This window comes from Fodinibius sp. GM21, assembly GCF_058386955.1.
Map to the genome: position 1 here is coordinate 180,262 of NZ_JBYEIQ010000004.1, position 20,947 is coordinate 201,208.

18 protein-coding genes are annotated in these 20,947 nt (G+C 43.1%); 9 read left to right on the forward strand and 9 right to left on the reverse strand.

Features of this window, described 5'->3' with window-relative positions:
• Positions 1 to 476 precede the first annotated feature (476 nt).
• Entirely contained in the window at positions 477 to 2,405 is a 1,929-nt protein-coding gene (locus ACT3IB_RS11125; RefSeq protein ID WP_491539089.1) for a RecQ family ATP-dependent DNA helicase, read from the forward strand.
• Position 2,406: 1 nt separating this feature from the next.
• Here the strand turns inward: ACT3IB_RS11125 and ACT3IB_RS11130 are convergent, their stop codons facing one another.
• Genes ACT3IB_RS11130 through ACT3IB_RS11145 form a run of 4 tightly spaced genes read right to left on the reverse strand, consistent with a single transcriptional unit; the run spans position 2,407 to position 5,504 of the window.
• Entirely contained in the window at positions 2,407 to 2,760 is a 354-nt protein-coding gene (locus tag ACT3IB_RS11130; RefSeq protein WP_491539090.1) for a DUF4296 domain-containing protein, read from the reverse strand.
• The gene (locus ACT3IB_RS11135; RefSeq protein ID WP_491539091.1) at positions 2,761 to 3,480 is read right to left on the reverse strand and encodes an SDR family oxidoreductase; all 720 of its coding nucleotides are present in this window, start codon (positions 3,478 to 3,480) and stop codon (positions 2,761 to 2,763) included. It abuts the gene before it with no gap.
• Between the two features lie 59 nt (positions 3,481 to 3,539).
• A complete protein-coding gene (gene udk, locus ACT3IB_RS11140; protein WP_491539092.1) occupies positions 3,540 to 4,196 on the reverse strand; it encodes a uridine kinase in 657 nt (218 codons plus the stop codon).
• A gap of 18 nt (positions 4,197 to 4,214) precedes the next feature.
• Positions 4,215 to 5,504: an N-acetylmuramoyl-L-alanine amidase family protein gene (locus ACT3IB_RS11145; RefSeq protein WP_491539093.1), complete on the reverse strand. Its 1,290-nt coding sequence runs from the start codon at positions 5,502 to 5,504 to the stop codon at positions 4,215 to 4,217.
• 160 nt (positions 5,505 to 5,664) lie between these two features.
• Here ACT3IB_RS11145 and ACT3IB_RS11150 point away from each other — a divergent pair, with 160 nt between their 5' ends.
• The 4 genes from ACT3IB_RS11150 to ACT3IB_RS11165 all read left to right on the forward strand — a co-directional run bounded on the left by ACT3IB_RS11150 (position 5,665) and on the right by ACT3IB_RS11165 (position 11,835).
• Entirely contained in the window at positions 5,665 to 8,607 is a 2,943-nt protein-coding gene (locus ACT3IB_RS11150) for a hypothetical protein (protein WP_491539094.1), read from the forward strand.
• 7 nt (positions 8,608 to 8,614) lie between these two features.
• Positions 8,615 to 9,637, forward strand: a complete 1,023-nt coding sequence (locus tag ACT3IB_RS11155) for a mechanosensitive ion channel family protein (protein ID WP_491539095.1) — start codon at positions 8,615 to 8,617, stop codon at positions 9,635 to 9,637.
• A gap of 27 nt (positions 9,638 to 9,664) precedes the next feature.
• Positions 9,665 to 11,302 (forward strand): DUF8614 domain-containing protein, encoded by a 1,638-nt coding sequence (locus tag ACT3IB_RS11160; protein ID WP_491539096.1) that lies wholly within the window; start codon positions 9,665 to 9,667, stop codon positions 11,300 to 11,302.
• A gap of 155 nt (positions 11,303 to 11,457) precedes the next feature.
• Entirely contained in the window at positions 11,458 to 11,835 is a 378-nt protein-coding gene (locus tag ACT3IB_RS11165; RefSeq protein WP_491539097.1) for an ankyrin repeat domain-containing protein, read from the forward strand.
• Between the two features lie 62 nt (positions 11,836 to 11,897).
• On the opposite strand, the gene ACT3IB_RS11170 is transcribed toward ACT3IB_RS11165, so the two are convergent.
• The 5 genes from ACT3IB_RS11170 to ACT3IB_RS11190 all read right to left on the reverse strand — a co-directional run bounded on the left by ACT3IB_RS11170 (position 11,898) and on the right by ACT3IB_RS11190 (position 15,938).
• Positions 11,898 to 12,626: an SAM-dependent methyltransferase gene (locus tag ACT3IB_RS11170; RefSeq protein ID WP_491539098.1), complete on the reverse strand. Its 729-nt coding sequence runs from the start codon at positions 12,624 to 12,626 to the stop codon at positions 11,898 to 11,900.
• 6 nt (positions 12,627 to 12,632) lie between these two features.
• Positions 12,633 to 13,115, reverse strand: coding sequence for a hypothetical protein (locus tag ACT3IB_RS11175; protein ID WP_491539099.1), 483 nt, complete (start codon positions 13,113 to 13,115; stop codon positions 12,633 to 12,635).
• 21 nt (positions 13,116 to 13,136) lie between these two features.
• Positions 13,137 to 13,301 (reverse strand): hypothetical protein, encoded by a 165-nt coding sequence (locus ACT3IB_RS11180; RefSeq protein ID WP_491539100.1) that lies wholly within the window; start codon positions 13,299 to 13,301, stop codon positions 13,137 to 13,139.
• A 45-nt stretch (positions 13,302 to 13,346) separates the two neighbouring features.
• Complete coding sequence (locus ACT3IB_RS11185; RefSeq protein WP_491539101.1) at positions 13,347 to 14,546, reverse strand: serine hydrolase; 1,200 nt, start codon at positions 14,544 to 14,546, stop codon at positions 13,347 to 13,349.
• Between the two features lie 138 nt (positions 14,547 to 14,684).
• On the reverse strand, positions 14,685 to 15,938 hold the full coding sequence (locus tag ACT3IB_RS11190; protein WP_491539102.1) for a DUF819 family protein: 1,254 nt from the start codon (positions 15,936 to 15,938) through the stop codon (positions 14,685 to 14,687).
• A 130-nt stretch (positions 15,939 to 16,068) separates the two neighbouring features.
• Between ACT3IB_RS11190 and ACT3IB_RS11195 the strand changes: the two genes are divergently transcribed.
• The 4 genes from ACT3IB_RS11195 to thrA are packed head-to-tail and all read left to right on the forward strand — an operon-like array spanning position 16,069 to position 20,947.
• Positions 16,069 to 16,740 (forward strand): dihydrodipicolinate reductase C-terminal domain-containing protein, encoded by a 672-nt coding sequence (locus ACT3IB_RS11195; protein ID WP_491539103.1) that lies wholly within the window; start codon positions 16,069 to 16,071, stop codon positions 16,738 to 16,740.
• Between the two features lie 2 nt (positions 16,741 to 16,742).
• Positions 16,743 to 17,630, forward strand: coding sequence for a 4-hydroxy-tetrahydrodipicolinate synthase (gene dapA, locus ACT3IB_RS11200; RefSeq protein ID WP_491539104.1), 888 nt, complete (start codon positions 16,743 to 16,745; stop codon positions 17,628 to 17,630).
• Between the two features lie 53 nt (positions 17,631 to 17,683).
• Positions 17,684 to 18,439, forward strand: a complete 756-nt coding sequence (locus ACT3IB_RS11205; RefSeq protein ID WP_491539105.1) for a 2,3,4,5-tetrahydropyridine-2,6-dicarboxylate N-succinyltransferase — start codon at positions 17,684 to 17,686, stop codon at positions 18,437 to 18,439.
• 33 nt (positions 18,440 to 18,472) lie between these two features.
• A complete protein-coding gene (gene thrA / locus ACT3IB_RS11210; RefSeq protein ID WP_491539106.1) occupies positions 18,473 to 20,947 on the forward strand; it encodes a bifunctional aspartate kinase/homoserine dehydrogenase I in 2,475 nt (824 codons plus the stop codon).

Here is a 20,947-nt window from a genome sequence, read left to right on the forward strand (position 1 = left end):
TGCCTGCAACAGATTGGCTGTCGCTGGAAGAAATGATATGTGTTCCGTTTCCTTTCATGGTGCGCTAAAATGGATGGTTCTGAGCAAAAAGGCAAATATCAATTTGATTTGTTATGAAAATGTGTTTTAAAGCTGCTAAAATGGCCTGTAAACCGAGCATTAAAGAACCTGTTTTCAGTGATATGATCAGACCATATAAACATAGAAGACCGAAATAAATAGCATTTTACATGTGGTTATATTAACAGTTTTTCTAAAATTTAAAGCCCGTCACTTTTAAAGTGATTCTCATTTAATGCACCACCTTTAATGTGTAGAATTTGTGTCAGGTTTAGCAAGCAAGTGGCAAATTGTTTCGACAGTTTAATTTTGATAGAATGTAAAACTCTTATTGATCAAGAGATGTAAAAAACTTCTTTGTTAAAAACTATAAATCCTTTTGGGCGTTTTACGGCAAAATAATTATATATCCGTTTATGAGCTCTACAAAATTCAAGCAGGCACAACAGGCGCTCCAAAAATACTGGGGATTCCCTTCCTTTCGACCGGGTCAGGATAAGGTGATTCAATCGGTACTGGATGAAAAAAACACTTTGGTGCTTTTCCCAACAGGGGGAGGCAAGTCGTTGTGTTACCAGGTGCCTGCTACCGTTCTGGATGGATTGACAATCGTCATTTCGCCGCTGGTGGCTTTGATGCAGGACCAGGTTGAGCAGCTTAATGATCGAGGAGTTTCGGCTACATTTGTGAATAGTACGATTTCGTCTTGGGAAATTGAGCAGCGATTTGCCAATGCCCGAAATGGCATGTACGATTTGCTGTATTGTTCACCGGAGCGGCTGAAAACGCCGCTTTGGGAGGCTGAAATGCCTAAATTGGATATTGATCTTATCGCCATTGACGAGGCGCACTGTATATCGGAATGGGGGCACGACTTTCGACCAAGCTACCGAGAAATTCGTCCTGCTTTAGAAGATATCGCAGATGAAGTAACCTGGGTTGCTCTGACGGCAACTGCCACGCCGGAAGTTCGGGATGACATTCAAAAAAGTTTGGAACTGGAAGATCCCGTAATCGTCTCTAAAGGGTTTGATCGTCCAAATCTTAAATGGTGGGTTGTCGAAACCCAGAAAAAAGACAACAAGCTTTTTAAGGCTGTTCAGCAAGCTGCTTCCAAGGGTTCTGGACTTATATACGGGGGAACCCGAAGAAATTGTGAGGAGTTGTCTCAAAAAATTGAACAAAAGCTGGGAATAAAAACAAAGGCCTACCATGCGGGAATTGATTCGGCCGACCGGCAACAAATCCAACAAGAGTGGATTGATGGCACTACCCCGCTAGTGGTAGCAACAAATGCGTTTGGGATGGGCATTGACAAAAGTGACTGCCGCTATGTTATTCATTATGAGATGCCATATTCTTTGGAATCGTATTACCAGGAAGCGGGCAGGGCAGGACGAGATGGCGAAGAAAGTTTCCCCATTTTATTATTTAAGGAGGCTGATGCTATTATTGCAGAACAAAGAGTTAAAGATTCCTATCCGGGTAAAGAAGAACTGCAGAAGGTGTATGATGTACTATGTGATGAGTTGAACTTGGCAGTAGGATCTGAAATGGAAGAGTGTGAGGAGGTTTCGGTGCAGGCCCTCGAGAAGCGATCAGGGTTGCCCCGTCGAAAAGTGGGAACTGCTCTGGACGTGCTTAGTCAGTTGGGGGTTATTGAGCTTATTGAATACATCACTCCACAGGTCGGTGTGCATTTTATTGTTAGTCAGGATTATGTGCATGATCAAATTAACGGCCTGGAAAATCAGCAGAAAGCGGAGTTTTTGGATGTTCTTTTTCGTCAATTTGGAGGAGAGGCATTTGGGAAGATGAAGTACCTGGAGTTTGATTATATCCAGAAAAAACTGGGGATTTCGGCTAATGCCGTAAAAAAGGGATTGCGGGTTCTTCAGGATCGCGATCATATATTAAAGTATGAATCTATTGGAGAGCTGCCATTGATTAAGCTGATGGAGGAACGGCATCCTAATTTATCTTTAAGTACGGATAAGCTGGAAAAGCATCGCAATAATTTATTGCAAAAGCTGGAATACATGAAGGGCTATATTTCAACTGATAACTGCCGGGAAGTTTATATTCGTCATTATTTTGGAGAAGAAAATGTAGAGGCTTGCGGACATTGTGATAATTGTTTGAACAGTAATGAGGCTACTGTTCCCGTTAAAAATGAAGAGATACGTCAAATCAGAAATGTACTCAAAGAAGGTTCACTGTCGTTTGCGGAGATTGCAAACCGTGTTGGCTGGAATAAAGATCGAACCAAGCGCTTGCTGAGCTATCTGCTTCGGGAGCAAATGCTGACAACTAAGGGAGATGAATACGCCTTGAAAGATTCCTAGATCATTTCGTTTTGGTTACTTGGGCAGTTGAATCTGAGACCTGATCCATCTTTAAACGTTCAATTGCTTTTTCAATACGAGCTTGCTGCTTCTTGGGAAATTGTTGGTAGTAGTTGTGGCTTTGAACAAACACAGAATCTGTAACTTCATACTTTTGAAAAACTTCATCAGTGAGTGAATCGACTGTCAGGCTATCCAGCGAGTTGGTTTCCCCGTAAGATCGCACGAGCTGCAGCTCTACCATCAGGTTGATATATTTGTCTTCGTCAATGAGCTGATTGGGTTTTGAAGTATGATCCGAACAGCCCAGCACTGAAAACAATAATAGAAAAATAAGAGGAGCGAGCCACTTCATCTATTGATCTTCCGGGGCCTTGGGATTTAACGGTCGCATGGTGATATCATTGATCAGGAAGTTATCAGGTGTTTCGAGAACATTGATCAACACCTGAGCTACTTCTTCAGGTTGCATCATATTTTCATGGGTATCGGTGTCTTTATCTCCAAAGAAGCTGGTGGCAATAGAACCCGGGTAAAAACAGGTGACTTTTATACCGTCGTACCGAACTTCTTTAAAGAGAGCTTCGCTAAATCCTCGAACACCAAATTTGGACGCATTGTACCCGGTCATTTTGGGATTGCCAATTTTGCCGGCTATTGATGCAATGTTGATAATATGACAGATCGATTTCTTTTCTTTCATCAGGGGTACAATCTTCCGAGTCATGTAGAATGTTCCAGACAAGTTTGTCTGTACCATGGCTTCCCAATCCTCTAACGGGAGCTCATCAACATCGGCAAATCGACCCAAGCCCGCGTTGTTAATAAGGATATCAGGTTGATGATCGCCCGAAAAAGTTTTATCGATCCATTTCTCGATGGCATCATGGTCGGTGATATCCATGGTAACAGGTTTGAACTGGTCCCCGAGCTCCTGTTGTACTTTTTTGAGCTTATCGGTGCTGCGAGCCATGCCAAAAACAGTAGCTCCTTTATTTATTAGAGCCTGAGAAAAATCAATTCCAATGCCACTGCTTGCGCCGGTAACAATGGCGGTTTTAGCATTTATATCCATAATAGTTTCCTGTTAATATCCTTTAAATTAATTTTTACTGTCAATCTTGTATAACAAAATTATTCGGCAACAGATTCGCTTTCTTCTTCCGCCACTTCGGAATTATTAAGCCGATCCTGAATAAGAGCATTAACCATATCAAGAGCCACTTTGTTTTCCCCACCGTGTGGAATAATGATATCGGCATAGCGTTTTGTGGGTTCTACGAATTCAAGATGCATGGGACGGACATACTTTTGGTATTGGGAAAGTACATGCTCAAGCTCCCGATCGCGTTCTACAATGTCACGCTGAATACGCCTCAGTAGCCGGATGTCATCATCAGTATCAACATAGAGTTTTATGCTCATCAGGTCACGCAGTTCCTTTTCGGTGAAGACGAGTATGCCGTCAACTAAAATAATTTCTTTGGGCTCAGCCAGGCGGGTGTCTTCTTTGCGAATATGTTTGGTGAAATCATAAATAGGAATTTCAACCTGGTAGCCTTCCTTCAGGGCTTCAATGTGACGAATCATCAACTCGGTTTCCAGCGAAGAGGGATGATCAAAATTTTGCTGGGTGCGTTCTTCAAATGATAAATGTTTAAGATCTCGGTAATAGGAATCGTGTTGGATGAGGAGAATATCTTCTTCACCAATAGCATCGATAATATGCTGAACCACAGTTGTTTTACCGGATCCGCTGCCACCTGCAACGCCAATTATCAGAGGGTCCAATATAAAATGATTTTAAAATTATGGATTACCATTTCCTTCCTTGTAATTCCTGATAGCTCGAAAAATGGCGGAAGCAATATACGTCTGTCCGCGATCGGAAGTTAAATAACGCGCCTCACTGGGGTTGCTGATAAAGCCAGTTTCAACAAGTACAGCAGGCATTGAAGCGTGATACAGCACTACAAATCGTCCCTGTTTTACCCCACGGGAATGACGCTGGGCTCGCTCGTCAAACTGATATTCCATCATTCCCGCAATTTGTTCACTGGCTGCGATATAACTGCTATTTGCCAATTCATAAACTAACAGTTCTTCCTGACTTAATTCACGCTGTTCGGTATCATTATTGGGTCGGACTACCTTGTTTTCACGTTTCATCACTTCCAGGGCGGATTCACTACGCTCCAGTCCTAAAAAATAAAGTTCGGTTCCATACGGTTGGTGCGACGAGTGGGAGTTACAATGTATTGATATAAACAGATCGCCCTCAGCTTCGTTTGCAATGCTCCCGCGTTCTTCAAGCTCGATAAATTTATCGGTTTCGCGGGTATATACCACTTTGACATTAGGCATATACTCATTGATATAGCCACCCACCTTTTTTGCAATATCGAGGACGATATGTTTCTCTTTGACATTTCTGTGACCGATAGATCCGGGATCGTGACCGCCGTGACCGGGATCAATGACAACTACATCAAACTTCATCTTTTTTCTTGTTTGATCGTAGTCGTTGTCTTGATAATTGCTTTGACCGCTGCCGTTTCCCTCAAGTAGGTTTTTTTCGGTGATTGTAAAACTTGACCAGATAATGGGTTCAGTATCTTTTGTGAGATACTCTAACTCTGTTTTATCCACTTTGGTAAGTCCCAGCAGAAGGTCATTACTATTACCGTCGTGATACGCCTTGCCATCGTAAAACTTGCCTTCCGTAATGTAAATGTCTATGCCTATACCATTAGGAATGTCGTAAAAGCTTATTTCATCAAAAGCGGAAGAGATATTTGGCAATTCGATATCGGAGGTGTCGATATTCTCTTGGTAAAGAGTCATCTGTATCAGGTCCACATCGGGCTGATATACTTGAAAAGAGTCAACAGGTTGTTTGAGATGAAATCGAACAACTTGCCCTTTACCATCGCTGCGTTCTGCCGTGGAAACCATTTGCAGCGGATTATCTTGTGCCTGGATGGGCTGGGGTATCCCAATACTTAAAAAGAGACAGCCTATCAACAGTGACCATAAAAGTCCACATTTTGAAGGGGCGTTCAAGTATTTTAAAATGGGATCGATCACCTTACATTTCATTGTGATGCCAGAGAATATTTTGATCGAAATTAACTAATATTTGCTCAAGAAGAAAAAGCGATTATTGCCATGATTCGCAATGAGTAACGGTAAGTAATAATTTGTATTTCACTATATTTTAATCAAATTGTGGAAAATTAAATTAACGAAGGTACTTCTATTGGATCGTCAAGAATTTAGGGATAAGCTACGAAAGGAGATCGAAGCAAACCTGCAGGCGCATCTTGCCCAATATATTGAGGCGCGATTCAGTGATTTTGATCAGATTCTGAGATACTTTTCGGCTGTTGAACGCAAGTATGCATCTGAAGATGCTATAAAACAAGGGTTTTCCGGCATTTTAAATAAAATTGAGGGCACTCTTTCCGATCAAGAAAGCGAGAGTATTTTAGCGGCGTATTTGTCAACTGTTGATCAGATCCGTAATGTGTTTCCCGATGATCAAGTATGGAAACAGCAGGAAGAACGATTTACTTTACAGCAGGAAGATTCGGTCTGGGTGGCGATCGGCAAGCATGGGAAAAGCACTGCCCGCGGTTTTGCAAAATTTGGGTATGAGAGTATCCAATTCTTAAAGAACATTTTTTCAGGTAACAAGAAAGCGTATCCCCAATGGGAGCAAAAGATCCCTTTAGATAAAGCAGTATGCTATCATTTATTGGATAATGAGTCTGCTTTGGAATGGGGACACTTCCTTGAACGCGTACAGTTAGAACTGATTAGAGATATTGAGGATCTTTTAGTTAGAGAAGCAGAGAAGCAGAAAGAGTTGGATTTAAGTGTATTTATATCGGATCAGAAGAATAAGTTAGAGGAGAAAAAGGCCGATCTGCTTAACCAAGTGAAGCATGTGTTAAATAGTAAGCAGTCTCAAATAATTAACGACATCGAAAAAGTCGGAACCCTGGAATGGAATGGGGCATTTTTTGATGAAGAACGACTGCAAACGACAAGAGAAAAAATAAATGCCCGGTACCGGACACAAAAAGAGCAATGGCAGCTTGTACAGCAACTTTACTTTGAGCGAACCCAGGATGTGGTTCAATTTTTGAAGCTACGATCCGAAATTAAAGAAGAGATTTTAAAATTTGAGGGAGCCTTTGAGGATATCTTTCAAGAGTCACTACAAGCTCCGCTCAGGGAGTTTTCCGCGGATCTTGAGGAGGCGATTAGCAAAGTTGGTCAGGGAGCTACGGCGGAAGAATTACGGTCACTCCATGAAAAACTTACTACTTTTGTGGATGAGAGACTCATCCAACCGATTCAGAAACTGTTGGATAAACGTATTTTATCAGATAAAACGGAACATCTGTTTGAGGATCTGTTGCTGAAGGTTGGACAGTTTCCGCAAGAAGCACAACTCGTTTTTGATGCTAAGCTTGACAAGAATCCGCCTTCGGTAAACCAAGAGGAAGTGGAATGGCGGCAACTTGTTATTCGGGCTCTCAGGGAGTTATTCATGAAGCCGTTGCAGCCGGCTGACCAGCAATACGAGCAGTTTTTAACTCAAAATCTGGAAGAGATTACTGAAGTTAAAAATATAATAACAGTAAATTTTGATTCGGCACTCGAAGCCAGGGATGAAGATGTGGCTGAGAAAGAAGATCCCACAAAAGTGGTCGGCGAAGCACTGCAACGTATTTTGTCAAAGGTTCAGGAACTAACTGATCAGGCAAATGAAAAGTGGCAACAGGTCAATGATGCTATTGATTCAGGTAGTAAAGAGTTCTTTTCTTCCTTGTTAGCTTTGTTGCACGAGGGTGATTCTAAGCAGCTTCAGCTGCTGAACGCTAAATATACGATGAAGGAAAAAACAAAGGATTGGCAAACCGTCTTAGACTCACGATGGGCGCGAGTTGAGGATCGGCTGATGTTATGGAGCCGATTTGTCTGGAAAAAGCTGAAAACATATGGTATCGACCTCAAAGCGTTTTTGGGTTTTAAGGAGCAGGAGATTCAGGAGTTGAAACGGTCAGATATTGCTACCTATCTTTCTGAAACGGACCAGAAAATGAAAGAATTGCCCTATATCTACAGGCGTTTGTTTGACTTTCATTCGCTGGCTGATAAACGATTCTTTGAGCCTGCACAGGAATCGATCCTGACTTTTAATAGGGCATATGAGCAGTGGCAAAATAAGTTCCCCACAAATTTTGCTATTATAGGTGAAAAAGGCAGTGGAAAATCATCCTTTCTCAGCTTGATGGCAGATTCTGAGCTTGACGACGAGCAGGTAGAAATTGTTGAGTTTACTAAGACCATTTGGGAAGAGGAACAGCTCGTAAATAAAATAGCAGGGGTATTGGAGGTTGGATCTCCTCAGACAATCGAAGAACTGGTAGCATCTATAAATGACTCTAATAAACGCAAAGTAGTCGTTTTGGAGTCAATACAGAATTGTTTTGTCCGTAATATCAATGGTTTTAAAGCTGTTGAGAAGTTATCATATCTTATCTCAGAGACGCGCAGTAATATTTTCTGGATGGTCAGTTGCTCTCGTTACGCTTGGTCGTTTTTGAATAAAGTATTACAAATCAGCGAATACTTTTCTCATATAAGTAAGAGTGATTCGCTAAACGAAGAACAGGTCAAGCATATAATTTTAAGCAGGCATCAGGCCAGTGGATATTCCCTTTATTTTGAACCAGATGATCAAATACGACAATCGCGCACCTATCGAAAACTAAAAGATCAGGAACAAGAGGCTCAGGAACACCTGAAGAAAGATTATTTCGAGAAGCTCACAAAGCTGGCTGAGGGGAACCCATCTATTGCGATGATATTCTGGATACGATCCATCCGGGAGTATGACGAAACGTATTTCTATGTACAGCCCCTTGAAGTAACGTCTGTAGAGATGATTGAGGATTTAAACCCGCAGGTGCTGTTTGTACTGGCTGCTTTTGTATTACATGATACGTTATTGGATAAGGAGTTGGCAATGGTTATGAATATGACGCTGGAGGAAAGCAGGCTGCTGCTAAATCGGTTGCGGTCGCGTGGCATGTTGGTAGAAAAAAACGAGTCGTATACTATTAATCATTTAATGTACCGGCAGATTGTACGGGTGCTCAAAGAACGAAATATAATTCACTTGGGGTAATAACGGTATGTATAGAATTGTAAAGATATTTCTACTTTCGGGGATAATCTTTTTGGGATTATCTGATGTTGGCCTGTCTGCCCAGCAAGATACGGTCGCCCAAAAGGCTGATACATTGGTGGTTATTAGTCCCATAGAAATTGATACGACGCAGATTGATACGGTTAAAATTGACACGGCCCGCAATGACACAAGCTCAAATTTAAATCAAGTTGGAGAAGATACTGGCAAGGCTCTATCGGAAATTGAAAATCTTATTTCCGTGGGGGTAATACTGGCAATTATCGTTGCATTAATTATCACCTATTTTCTAAACCGATTTGTGGTTTTAGTGTTAGAGAACCTGTCTGAGAAGTTTACCAGCTATCGACTTGGGATCAAACGCATGGTGCCTGTTGTGCGATTGGTAATTTGGACTTTTGCGATATATATCATAATTGCGGGTATTATTAATCCTCCCTTGAGTACTATAATCACGGTGTTAGCATCGGTGGGTATAGCTGTGGGATTTGCCGCTCAAGACATCCTGAAAAATATCTTCGGGGGATTTATCATTATCATGGATCGGCCATTCCAAGTGGGGGATAAAATTCAGGTTGCTGAGCATTATGGCGAAGTGCTGTCGATTGGGCTGCGATCCAGTCGAATTGTTACGCCCGATGACTCTGTAGTAACGATTCCCAATAGTGAACTGATGAATAAGGCGGTTTCAAATACGAATTCCAGTGCTTTGGATTGCCAGGTGGTGGCAGAAATATTCTTGCCGATGGATGTAGATGTAGATGCCGTTAAGCGAATTGCTTATCGTGCCGCTGTTTCATCCCGATATGTATATTTACAAAAACCGATTACAATCATTGCATTGAATGAAGTACACGAAGAAAATTTCGTGCTCAAGCTTCGGGTGAAAGCCTATGTTCTTGACATCAGGTACGAATTTCCTTTTAAAAGTGATATGACAGAATTGATTTTGAGTGAACTAAAACAACGCGATATGCTTCCCAAACAAAAGTATATTGATGAATCCTAAATCCTGTAACCTAAAATATTGATAAATATGAAATTTACATTAACTAAAGTGTTAGTACTGCTGACAATTGCCGGTTTTCTGGTAAGCTGTCAGGGTATGGAAAGTAAAGAAAAGATGTCGATTGATGATCGTCTGAACCAATATACCGAATTTACCCTGACGGCAGATGTTTCATCTCTTAGCGACAATCAAAAAGAAATTATTAAGCTGCTTATTGAGGCCGGAAAGGCTATGGATGAAGTATTCTGGGAGGAAGCCTATGGCAATAAGCAAACGCTTTTGAATAATATATCTGAGAAAGAACAGGAGTTTGCCCACATAAACTACGGTCCCTGGGATCGGTTAAATGGCAACGAGCCTTTCATTGATGACGTTGGACCAAAACCCGAAGGCGCCAATTTTTATCCGCCCGATATGACCAAAGAAGAGTTCGAGAATTGGGATTCCGAAGCCAAGGATGATCTTTACACGTTGGTGAGAAGGACCGCCAATGGCGGGTTGACAACCATTCCGTATCACGAAGCTTTTGCTGAACAGCATCAGTTGGCTGCAGATAAACTGAAAGAAGCGGCCGAGCTGGCCGAGAGTGAAGGACTTAAGAAGTATCTGAATCTCCGTGCTGAAGCTCTCCTTACTGATGATTACCAGGAGAGTGATATGGCGTGGTTGGATATGAAAGACAATACGATTGAAGTGGTGATTGGTCCCATTGAAACCTATGAAGATCAGCTTTTTGGCTATAAAGCGGCCCATGAAACCTTTGTGCTTATTAAAGATAAAGAGTGGAGTAATCGTCTGTCGAAATATGCGGAAGTCCTGCCCGAACTTCAGGATGGGTTACCTGTTCCGGAAGAATACAAACAGGAGACGCCGGGTCGGGATTCTGACCTCAATGCCTATGATGCTGTTTACTATGCCGGGGACGCCAATGCGGGGTCAAAAACCATAGCTATAAATTTGCCTAACGATGAAGAAGTCCAGCTCGAGAAGGGAACCCGTCGACTGCAATTAAAAAATGCAATGCGGGCCAAATATGATAAGATTTTGGTACCTATCTCTGAAGTTCTTATTGCTGAAGATCAGCGGCAATACTTGACTTTCGATGCGTTTTTTGGCAATACGATGTTCCATGAAGTAGCTCATGGACTTGGAATCAAAAATACCATCAATGACAAGGGGACAGTTCGTGAGGCGCTCAAAGAACATGCTTCGGCGCTGGAGGAAGGCAAGGCCGATGTGTTAGGATTGTATATGGTTTCAGAGCTGCGCGAAGATGGCATGGTCGATGAGGGAACTATCGAAAACAACTATGTAACCTTTATGGCCAGCATTTTTCGCTCCATCAGGTTTGGCTCATCCAGTGCACATGGTAAGGCAAATCTTATTCGGTTCAACTATTTTAAAGAACAAGGTGCTTTCAGTTATGATGAAGAGGCCCAGACCTATCGCGTAAACTTTGATAAAATTGCTGAGGCAACCGATTCTCTTTCCAATAAGATCCTGACCCTTCAGGGTGATGGGGATTATGAAGGTGTTGCAACATTTGTAGAAGAATATGGCACTGTAGGTGATCAACTGAAGCAGTCTTTAGATCGATTATCTGAGCAGTCTATTCCCGTCGATGTGACATTTAATCAAGGCGTGGATGTGCTTGGATTGGAGTAGATTGTTATTTATGGAAGAAGTCCAAAAAGGGGATGCAGAGATGCGTCCCTTTCTTTTTGTAAAAAACATTTTATCGAAAGGTTGACTATGATCTTCCAAACATTTACAATGCTTTTAAGTGACCCACCTTTAATCCTAAATAAGGAGGTTTGAATATGGAAGAAAACGCCTTTCTAGAAGCAGCAGAAAACGGAGACTTAGAGACCGTAATACAGTATTTGGAAAATGGTGCCGATGTAAATACCAGTGATGAGCACGATCGGACAGCATTGATGAAAGCAGCCAAGCACGGCCATTTAGACGTTGTTCAATATCTGCTTGATCATGGTGCAGAAGTAAACACCCGTGATAACAGGGGGACGAGTGCATTGTACTGGGCATCCAGTAACGGCTATGATGCAATAGTGCAACTGTTAATACAACACCATAGTGATGTTAGTGTAATGGATGATCGCGGTTGGACAGCTAAAGATCAGGCCAGCTCTCACGATTATGAGGGTATTGTTAACATGTTGGAAGAAGCTGGAGCGTAATACCTTAATTATCATTTTATTTCAAGCCTGTTCTGTAATAGAGCAGGCTTTCTTATTTATAACTAAGAAGCATAAAGGAGGAATATCGTTGGTTCTTTGTGTATAGAATCGATGGATTCTTTTCGCCAGTCCGATATTTTTTGGGAGACAATTTGCTCATCCGGCAACGTCAAATTGGTAGCCGTACAAAAACGAGTGGTGGGTTCACAATAGCGGGTGACATCCTCGACTACCTTGTTATTTCGATGCGGAGCTTCCATAAAAATTTGCGTACCACCTGATGATTTTGACTCTTTTTCTAACTGCTGGATGGCCGCTTGACGTTTATTTTTATCAATAGGCAGATAACCGTGGAAGGTGAACTGCTGGCCATTAAAACCCGATCCCATCAGCGCCAGCAAGATGGAAGAAGGTCCCACCAGCGGTTGAACTTTGATCTTGCAGTCATGCGCCATTTTGATAAGTTCCGATCCGGGATCTGCTACAGCGGGACATCCGGCCTCAGAAAGCAAACCTGCATCCTTTCCCTTTTTTAGAGGGTCGAGGAATGAAGTAATTTCGTGGATTGGGGTCTTTTTATTGAGCAGCAGAAATTCAATTTCATATTCCGGAATAGTATTTCCAACCCATTGAAGGTATCGTGCTGCCGTCTGTACATTTTCTACGATAAGTACCTCCATCCGCCGAATAAGATTTAACACATATTCGGGGATGGTATTATTTTCAGGTGTTTTGCCGAGCGTATTGGGAATCAGGTAAAGAGTACCTTTCTCAGAATCTGATGGAGCCATAACAAATTAATCTACTCGTTCGATGACAAATTCTTCTTCCGGTTCATTCATCTTTTGATTAGCAAACCGATGAGCTACGAGTCCGATAAAGAACGTTATCAACAAAGCAACACCTGCCATAAGCGCGTTTGTCCAGATAAGATTTTTATGCGTTTCATATGTGGGCATTAGCACAATTTCCTGCATGGCGCCGGGCTGGTAGCGAATGGGAACTACGCGGATATCTTGCAAGCCGCCTGCCATCTCGACCGGTAGCGAAAGCTTACGCTCAATTTCCTGGCCGTCGGCGGTAGTAAATTGCAGTACGATATATCCATTTGTTTGAGCAGCAATTTGTTTGAGTTCAAATTCATTGACTTCAGCGGTGTAACTGTTACCATTTTCATAGGTATCAGTAATGCCGTAATAAACCAGTCCCTGATGCAGGGTCAGAAAAAGAAAAGCGGCGGGTAAAAGCCAAAAAAGATACAGGTATTTGTACTTATTCATTGTATCAAAAATGCAAAATGTTTAATAGAAGAATGCATAGTAAATCACATAAAACCAGCTAAAAAGCCCGTGGATAATAGCCCACAAAATTGATTTATTGACCGACCATGAGATGGTTACCGCGAGGGCTGTACCCAACGTGATACCGCCTCGAACAGTTTCGTTAACTTTGTCTGATTTTGCCATGATGGCACCTTGTTTGATTTGTGGTTGACTGTCCGCAATGTAAGACTATTTGCTGATTTCCTGAAGCGTAGCTTGGCGTAATGCGGGATCCCACATCATGCGTTGCTGATAATCCTGATGCATCAGGTTGCTGCTCATGTGAAACCAAAAGGCCACTTGCAGCGAGTCAAAAAATACTGCTTGTCCGAATGGCTCTTCCGAATAAACAGAGGCGCCATAGTCCATGCCGTTCAGCAGTCCAAGTCTGTTGTCATAAATGGCACCATAATATTTAAAATCATTGTTTAATCCTTGCTCTTGGTAGGGCCAATCCATAATTCCCTTTACTCTTTCTGAAACAGAGGCGGAGATAAGCTTGTTTTTTTGAAGCTGAACCATGAGCTCTGTTAATTCTTTCCCAGTAGATTTTGGAAAGAGGCTCAGTATATTTCGTCGTTCTTTAAAGCCGATGCCCAATCCTTGTTCTTCCTCAAAGAGTTTTGTTACCCGATCGTGGAATTCATCATCCGTTCTAAAGCGGTTGGCATTATTTAAAACTTTTGACCGAAATTTACTTTTGGATAAGGCTGAAAGTTTCTCAAAGTGAGCATCAAACTCATCCTCGGCTAAATCGGGATGTAGGGTAATGTATAATCCCGAAAAGGGCAGGGGTGGATCGGTAGATTCTAGCTCAAGCAGATCGAAAGTTTTTTCAATTTCTTGTTGACCTAATTGATAATATAGAAAATCTGATATTGCCAAGTCGTTATAAATAATAGCGATCTCCAAAAGTTCGCTGAGCGGGACTTTCCCATCATTTGTAATGACATTTCTATTTTGGAGAGCGGTTTTGGCATCATCGTGATGGGACTCATCAATATAAGGGAGTAGGAAACGGTCTGTATTCTCAAGTGGAATCAATGCATCGGGATTGATTTGCCCATCTTCAATCAATCGGGCATAGGTAGTAATAAGGAAGAAGTTTGAGAGCGTCCCCATCGTGCGTGGTATATTTGCCCGGTAAGCAATAGTTGTATCAGGATTAGCCACAGATCGTGATACAATAGTCGTGTGCTGTGGATTTGATCCAATATATTGAGTGAGTCCTTTGAGCGAAGTAGCCTTGGAAACCCATTCCTGCCCCTCTTGCAGATCACCGCTGTTCTTATAAAGTGTTTTTAGGGCGTCCAGGTTAAATCCAAAAACGACAAAAAAGGTGAGGATGAGGGTGCCCAAAAAGACGCCAATAAATTTCAGAATGCGCATGAAGAGATGTGAGTAATTCCTGTTTTTAAATCACTTCAAATATACGGAAACTCATCTCCTAAATCAGCAAATAATAATTCAGATGTGAGAAGTGAAACGGCAAACGATCAGCTTTTGCCGTTTCACACTTGCCCTCTATCAGCTCACAAACTGCATCATAATAGCACAGATGTAGGCTGCGTATGTTCCGGCAGCGTATCCCAAGACCGCCAAAAGTACACCAACAGGAGCTAGGGCCGGGTGAAAGGCCGAAGCAACAATGGGCGCTGAGGCAGCACCTCCAACATTGGCTTGACTACCTACTGCAATAAAGAAGAACGGCGCGTTAATGATCTTAGCCACGATAAACAAAATGATGACGTGAATGATAATCCAGAGCAGTCCAATGAGGAAGAAGCCTGGACTTTCGAAGATAGCCATCACGTTCATTTTCATTCCAATCGTAGCAACCAGGATGTACAGAAATAAGCTTCCAATTTTTGAAGCGCCTGCTCCTTCAAGCTCACGAGCACGAGTAAAGGAAAGGGCTAGTCCCCCGGTAGTAGCAATAACAATAATCCAGAAAAATTCTGAATCCAGACTTAAATTGCTAAGCTGGGGAAAGTTTTCTCCAATCCAGGGAGCAATGCCGTCGGCACCGAGATGACCAATAGCTGTGATTACAAAGCCAACAGCTACAATTGTTGTAATGTCAGCGAGTGTAGGAATTTTCGCCACGTTGGCACGATAATCTTCGATCTTTTTTCTGAGCTCTGTAATGGGTGAAGCATCTGCTTTAAACCAGGCGTCAATTTTCTCAGAAATACCTGCCCCATACAACAGGAAGGCCAGCCATATGTTCGCAACAATAATATCAACAGTTACCATGGCCGAAAACAGGTCGGCGCTGGGGTCAAAAACTTCGAACATGGCTGTTTGGTTTGCGCCACCGCCAATCCAACTGCCGGCTATGGTTGATAATCCCCGCCATAAGGCGTCGGGCCCGGCTCCTGCAGTCATCTCGGGCGCAAAATAGCTGACTGTAATGAGTGCCAGCGGACCGCCAATCATAATCCCAACCGTTCCCGCTAAAAACATGATAATAGCTTTGGGGCCTAAACCGATAATCCCTTTAAAGTCGATGCTAAGTGTAAGGAGCACCAAGCTGGCAGGGAGCAGGTACCGGGAAGCAACAAAATAGAGGTTGGACTCTTCTCCCGATATCAATCCCAGTGAGTTGAAAATAGATGGAATAAAATAGCAGAGCAGCAGCGAGGGCACGAAGGTATAGAACTTTTGCCATTTGGGATTATCACTGCTTGAGGTGACAAATATGAATGCCAGAATCAGTAACAAGATTCCTAATACGACTGCGTCATTAGTAAAAACAGGAGCTGCAAATAAGGTATACATATTTGGTATTTTTTGAATTGTTAAGCCTGAATCTACATTATATTTGGGTAATTGCGCAAATGGATGAAAATAGACACTGAAAAGGTTATACTTATCACTCACTAAGCGTTAAAGATTAAAAGATAAGTATATGAAATTTGCCGTTATAGGCACTGGGAAAACCGGTGGCAAGGTTGTTGAAATATTAAAGGAGGATCAAATTGTTGGTCCCTTCGATTCTTCAAATAAGCCAACGGTTCAAAAGCTTAAAGAGGCCGATGCTGCTATTTTGTTCGTGCCGGGAGGTGCAGTAGAAGAACTCGCAGCTGCTCTTATCGAGTCAGGAATTCCCGCTGCATGGGGAACGACCGGTTATGATTGGCCGGAGGATTTGGATCGTCAGTTAAAAGAGAAAAATATTAAATGGCTGCAGGCTTCGAATTTTAGTCTGGGGATGAATATTGTTCGCCGATGCTTGAATATTATCGGTCAGAGTTCTTCGGTGTTGGATAATCCGCAGTTTCATATTCATGAGATCCATCACAAACACAAACAGGACGCACCCAGCGGTACGGCAATTTCATGGGAAGAATGGCTCGGCAAGAAAGCAAAGATAACCTCAGAGCGAAAAGGAGATGTAAAAGGAATTCATGAGCTGGAGGTTAAAACAGATGCAGAATCCATTCACCTGAAACACCAGGCTCACGATCGTAAAATATTTGCTCAAGGGGCCATTTGGGCCGCAGAGCAACTTGTTAATGGTGATGTAAATTCGGGGTTTCATGACCTTTCAACTATCTTTGATAACGTAATGCAACAATAATTATGAGTATTGCAGATACAAAACTTTACACAGCATTGGTAACCCCCATGAAAGAAAATGGGGATGTTCATCTCGACAATTTAGCTTCGTTAATCCACAAGCAGAATGAGGCCGGCAACGGCGTGCTTGTTTTGGGCAGCACGGGTGAAGGTCTGGCACTGCCTATGGAAGATAAAAAGCAGGTTGTTAAAACGGCTGCAAGCCTGAATGTAGATGTACCAATTATGGTGGGAGTGGGAGGATTTAATCTCCGTAACCAGATTGAGTGGATAGAGTATTGTCATCAGTTTGATGTGGATTCATTTCTACTGGTGACACCACTCTATGCTAAGCCCGGTCCCAACGGACAGGTTAAATGGTTTAAATCATTGTTGGATGCGGCCGACAAGGAGTGCATGCTTTATAATGTGCCCTCGCGTACCGGTAGCAAAATGAGTCCCTTGGTTCTTAAAGAACTGGCTGATCATCCCAACTTTATAGCCGTTAAGGAAGCAAGCGGGAGCATCGAAGATTTCCAGAACTATCGCAAGACGGCCAAGGATATTATGTTTTACAGCGGTGATGACGGGCTGCTTCCGTTTTTTGCAATGGCCGGTTGCAATGGACTTGTTTCGGTGGCTTCAAATGTTTGGCCTAAAGCTACGCATCAATATGTAGATTGGTGTTTAGATGGCCGCGGTCCGGAACTACTTCCGCTTTGGCAGGAATGTACCGATGCTCTGTTCAGTGGACCTAATCCCGTTCCGGCAAAAGTGTTGCTGCAGGACAAAGGGTGGATAGAAAATGCCACCTTACATCCCCCGCTTACCGAAGAGGATGTGGAGGATATCAGCATCTTGAAAAATGCTGATAACATGATTCAACGCTGGTATGAAGAACATCGTTACTGAGTAACGGGAATTCAGGAAGCAATTAATTTTAAAATAAATTATTTCAAAAACTGATGAGTGATAAGAACTGGGAAGAAATTTTAGATAAACTGGAAACCGGAGAAGTGCGTGCGGCCGAGCCTAAAGGGGATCGGTGGGAAGCAAACCGGGAAGTTAAAGAAGCGATATTGGCATCGTTTTCAGCCGGCAAAAATACCGAGTATTCAGGTATTTATGATGGCTTTGTAGACAAGCATAATTTGCCACCCCGCAGGTTTTCGGCTGATGAGAATGTACGTTTGGTACCGGGCGGATCATCCGTTCGCCGTGGGGCATATGTGGCGGAAAATGTCATTATCATGCCTCCGGCTTATGTGAACGTAGGCGGTTATGTGGATGAGGGATCGATGATTGACAGCCATGCCCTGGTTGGTTCCTGTGCACAAGTTGGCAAAAATGTACACTTGTCAGCAGGAGTACAGTTAGGCGGCGTACTTGAACCCGTTGGGTTATCGCCTGTAGTCATTGAGGATGACTGTTTTATCGGTGCGGGATCGGTAATCGTAGAAGGTATTCTCGTTAAAAAAGGAGCCGTCATTGCGCCTGGTGTGACGCTTTCAAAATCGATACCCGTGTATGATTGCGTAAATGAGGAAGTACTCGGCAAAGGAGCCGATATTCCAGAGCGAGCAGTAGTCGTTCCCGGAACGCGTCCTATGAGTGGCGATTGGGCTAAAGAGCAGGGGCTCAATGTCGCCTGTCCGCTGATTGTAAAATACCGTGACGCTGACAGTGATGCTTCGCTTGAACTCGAAGATGCGCTTCGATGAATAAAAGTTTGATTTCAATGAATGTGAAAGCATATGCGCATCTTAAAATTTGGTGGATCATCGGTTGGCAGTGCTGATGCCATTCGACAAGTAACTGATATCATTAAACAAAAGCAGGACGCCCATCATATTGCGGTGGTGGTATCTGCTTTTAAACAAGTAACCGACTTGCTGGATAAGGCAGTTGCCAAGGCTTCACAGGGGGATGATACGTATCGGGAAATCCTTGAAGAGCTCGAGCAGCGTCATAATTCGGTAATCAAAGAGTTGGTCAGCATTCAGAATCAGAGTCATGCACTGGCCCAGTTCAAGATGATGTTCAATGAGTTGGATGATGTGCTGCATGGGGTGTCGTTGACGCGCGAGCTGACTGAGCGTACCCGTGATTTTGTGCTTGGATTTGGCGAACGTTTCTCAGCTTTTATCGTGAGTCAATACCTTAACGACTGTGGGATTCCGGCTGACTATTTCGATACACGCCAAGTCATCAAAACAAATAAAGAGTTTGGTGCGGCGCGTGTATTGTTCGATGAAAGTTATGATAATATTCGCCAACATTTTATGAAGACAGGTTCCAATACCATCCAAGTCGCTACCGGGTTCGTGGCGTCGGCAACCTCCGGAGAATCTACGACATTGGGACGTGGTGGATCAGACTATACGGCTTCGCTGCTGAGTGCGGCACTTGATGCTGAAGCGGTTGAACTCTGGACTGACATTGAAGGGATTATGACAGCCGATCCCAACAAGGTGAAACGTTATTTTGTAATTCCGCACTTGTCATACGAAGAGGCCATGGAGTTGTCGCACTTTGGGGCCAAAGTAGTCTATCCGCCCAGTTTACAGCCTGCAATGAAGGCTAATATTCCCATCCTGATCAAGAATACTTTTAAACCCAATGAGGAAGGCACTAAAATAAGTGACGAGTCGCTACCCGGTCCATCCATTATCAAGGGAATTTCCTCGATAGATAATATTACGCTTTTGACTGTTCGGGGTAGTGGTATGATCGGGGTTACGGGTATTTCCGCGCGACTTTTTGGGGCTATGGCTGATGCCGGTATCAACATTATTATGATTACGCAGGCTTCCTCTGAGCATACAATCTGCGTGGCCGTGTTACCGGGACAAGCTGAAACTGCACAGCAGGCGATTGAAGAGGAATTTCGCTATGAACTTCGAGATGACATTATCGATGAGGTAAAGGTTGAGAACGAACTCTCGATTGTGGCGGTAGTGAGTGACGAAATGCGTCGCAAGCCCGGTATATCGGGACGTATATTTCAGGCACTGGGCAAGAATGGTATCAACGTGGTTGCAACAGCTCAGGGTTCTTCTGAACGAAATATCTCGATTGTTGTCGACCGAAAAAATGAGACTAAGACGCTAAATACGCTCCACGATGCATTCTTTCTGGCAAATGTAAAAACAGTGAACCTGTTTCTGGTAGGGGTTGGGCTGATTGGTGGAAACCTGTTAAAACTAATTCAGAAACAGGCGAAAAAACTGCTCGATGACTACCATCTTGAACTCAAGTTAACAGGTATATCCAACAGCAAAAAGTTCTTGATCGATGAGGATGGAATTGATTTGGGTGATTGGAAGGATCGCATGCTCAGCGAGGGTGATGAGTCAGATATCGATAACTTTATTGAGCAGATGGCTGGCCTGAATCTCTCGAATAGCATATTCATTGACTGCACGGCCAGTGATGAAATTGCAAATGTTTATACGGATATTCTGGAATCCAATATTTCGATTGTCACGGCCAACAAGAAAGCCAACTCGAGTTCGCTGGCCAAGTACGAAGAGCTCCAGCGACTGGCCTTTAAGCACAATGTTGCCTATCTCTATGAAACGAACGTGGGCGCGGGTCTGCCAGTAGTGGCTACGCTGAAAGAGCAGGTGCTGACCGGCGACGATGTGATGCGCATCGAGGGAGTGTTGTCTGGCACACTGAGCTATATTTTCAACACCTTTGATGGCAGTGAACCTTTCAGTAAAGTAGTAAGAGCTGCGTGCGATAAAGGATTTACAGAGCCGGATCCCCGGGAAGATTTGAACGGACAAGACGTAGGACGGAAATTGTTAATCCTGGCACGTGAAGCAGGCTTAAAGCTGGAGTTTGAAAATATCGATATTCAAAATCTTGTGCCCGAAGAAGCTAGCAACGTGGATACCGTTGATGAGTTTTTTGATATCTTGTCTGACCATGATGATAAATTTACTGAGATGTTTGAGGAAGCGCGTTCCGACGGTAAAAAGCTCTGTTATATCGCGCGATATGAAGACAAAGAAGCAACAGTGAAGCTCGAAAAAATAGACAGTGATCATCCTTTTTATGGGCTAGACGGAAGCGATAACATTGTGTCTTTCAAGACTCAGCATTACCAGAATAGTCCGATAGTGGTGAAAGGGCCCGGTGCGGGTGCCGATGTAACTGCCAGTGGAATCATCGCCGATATTCTGCGGATTAGCAATGCTCCTTCATTCAGGAAAGAGTGGTAA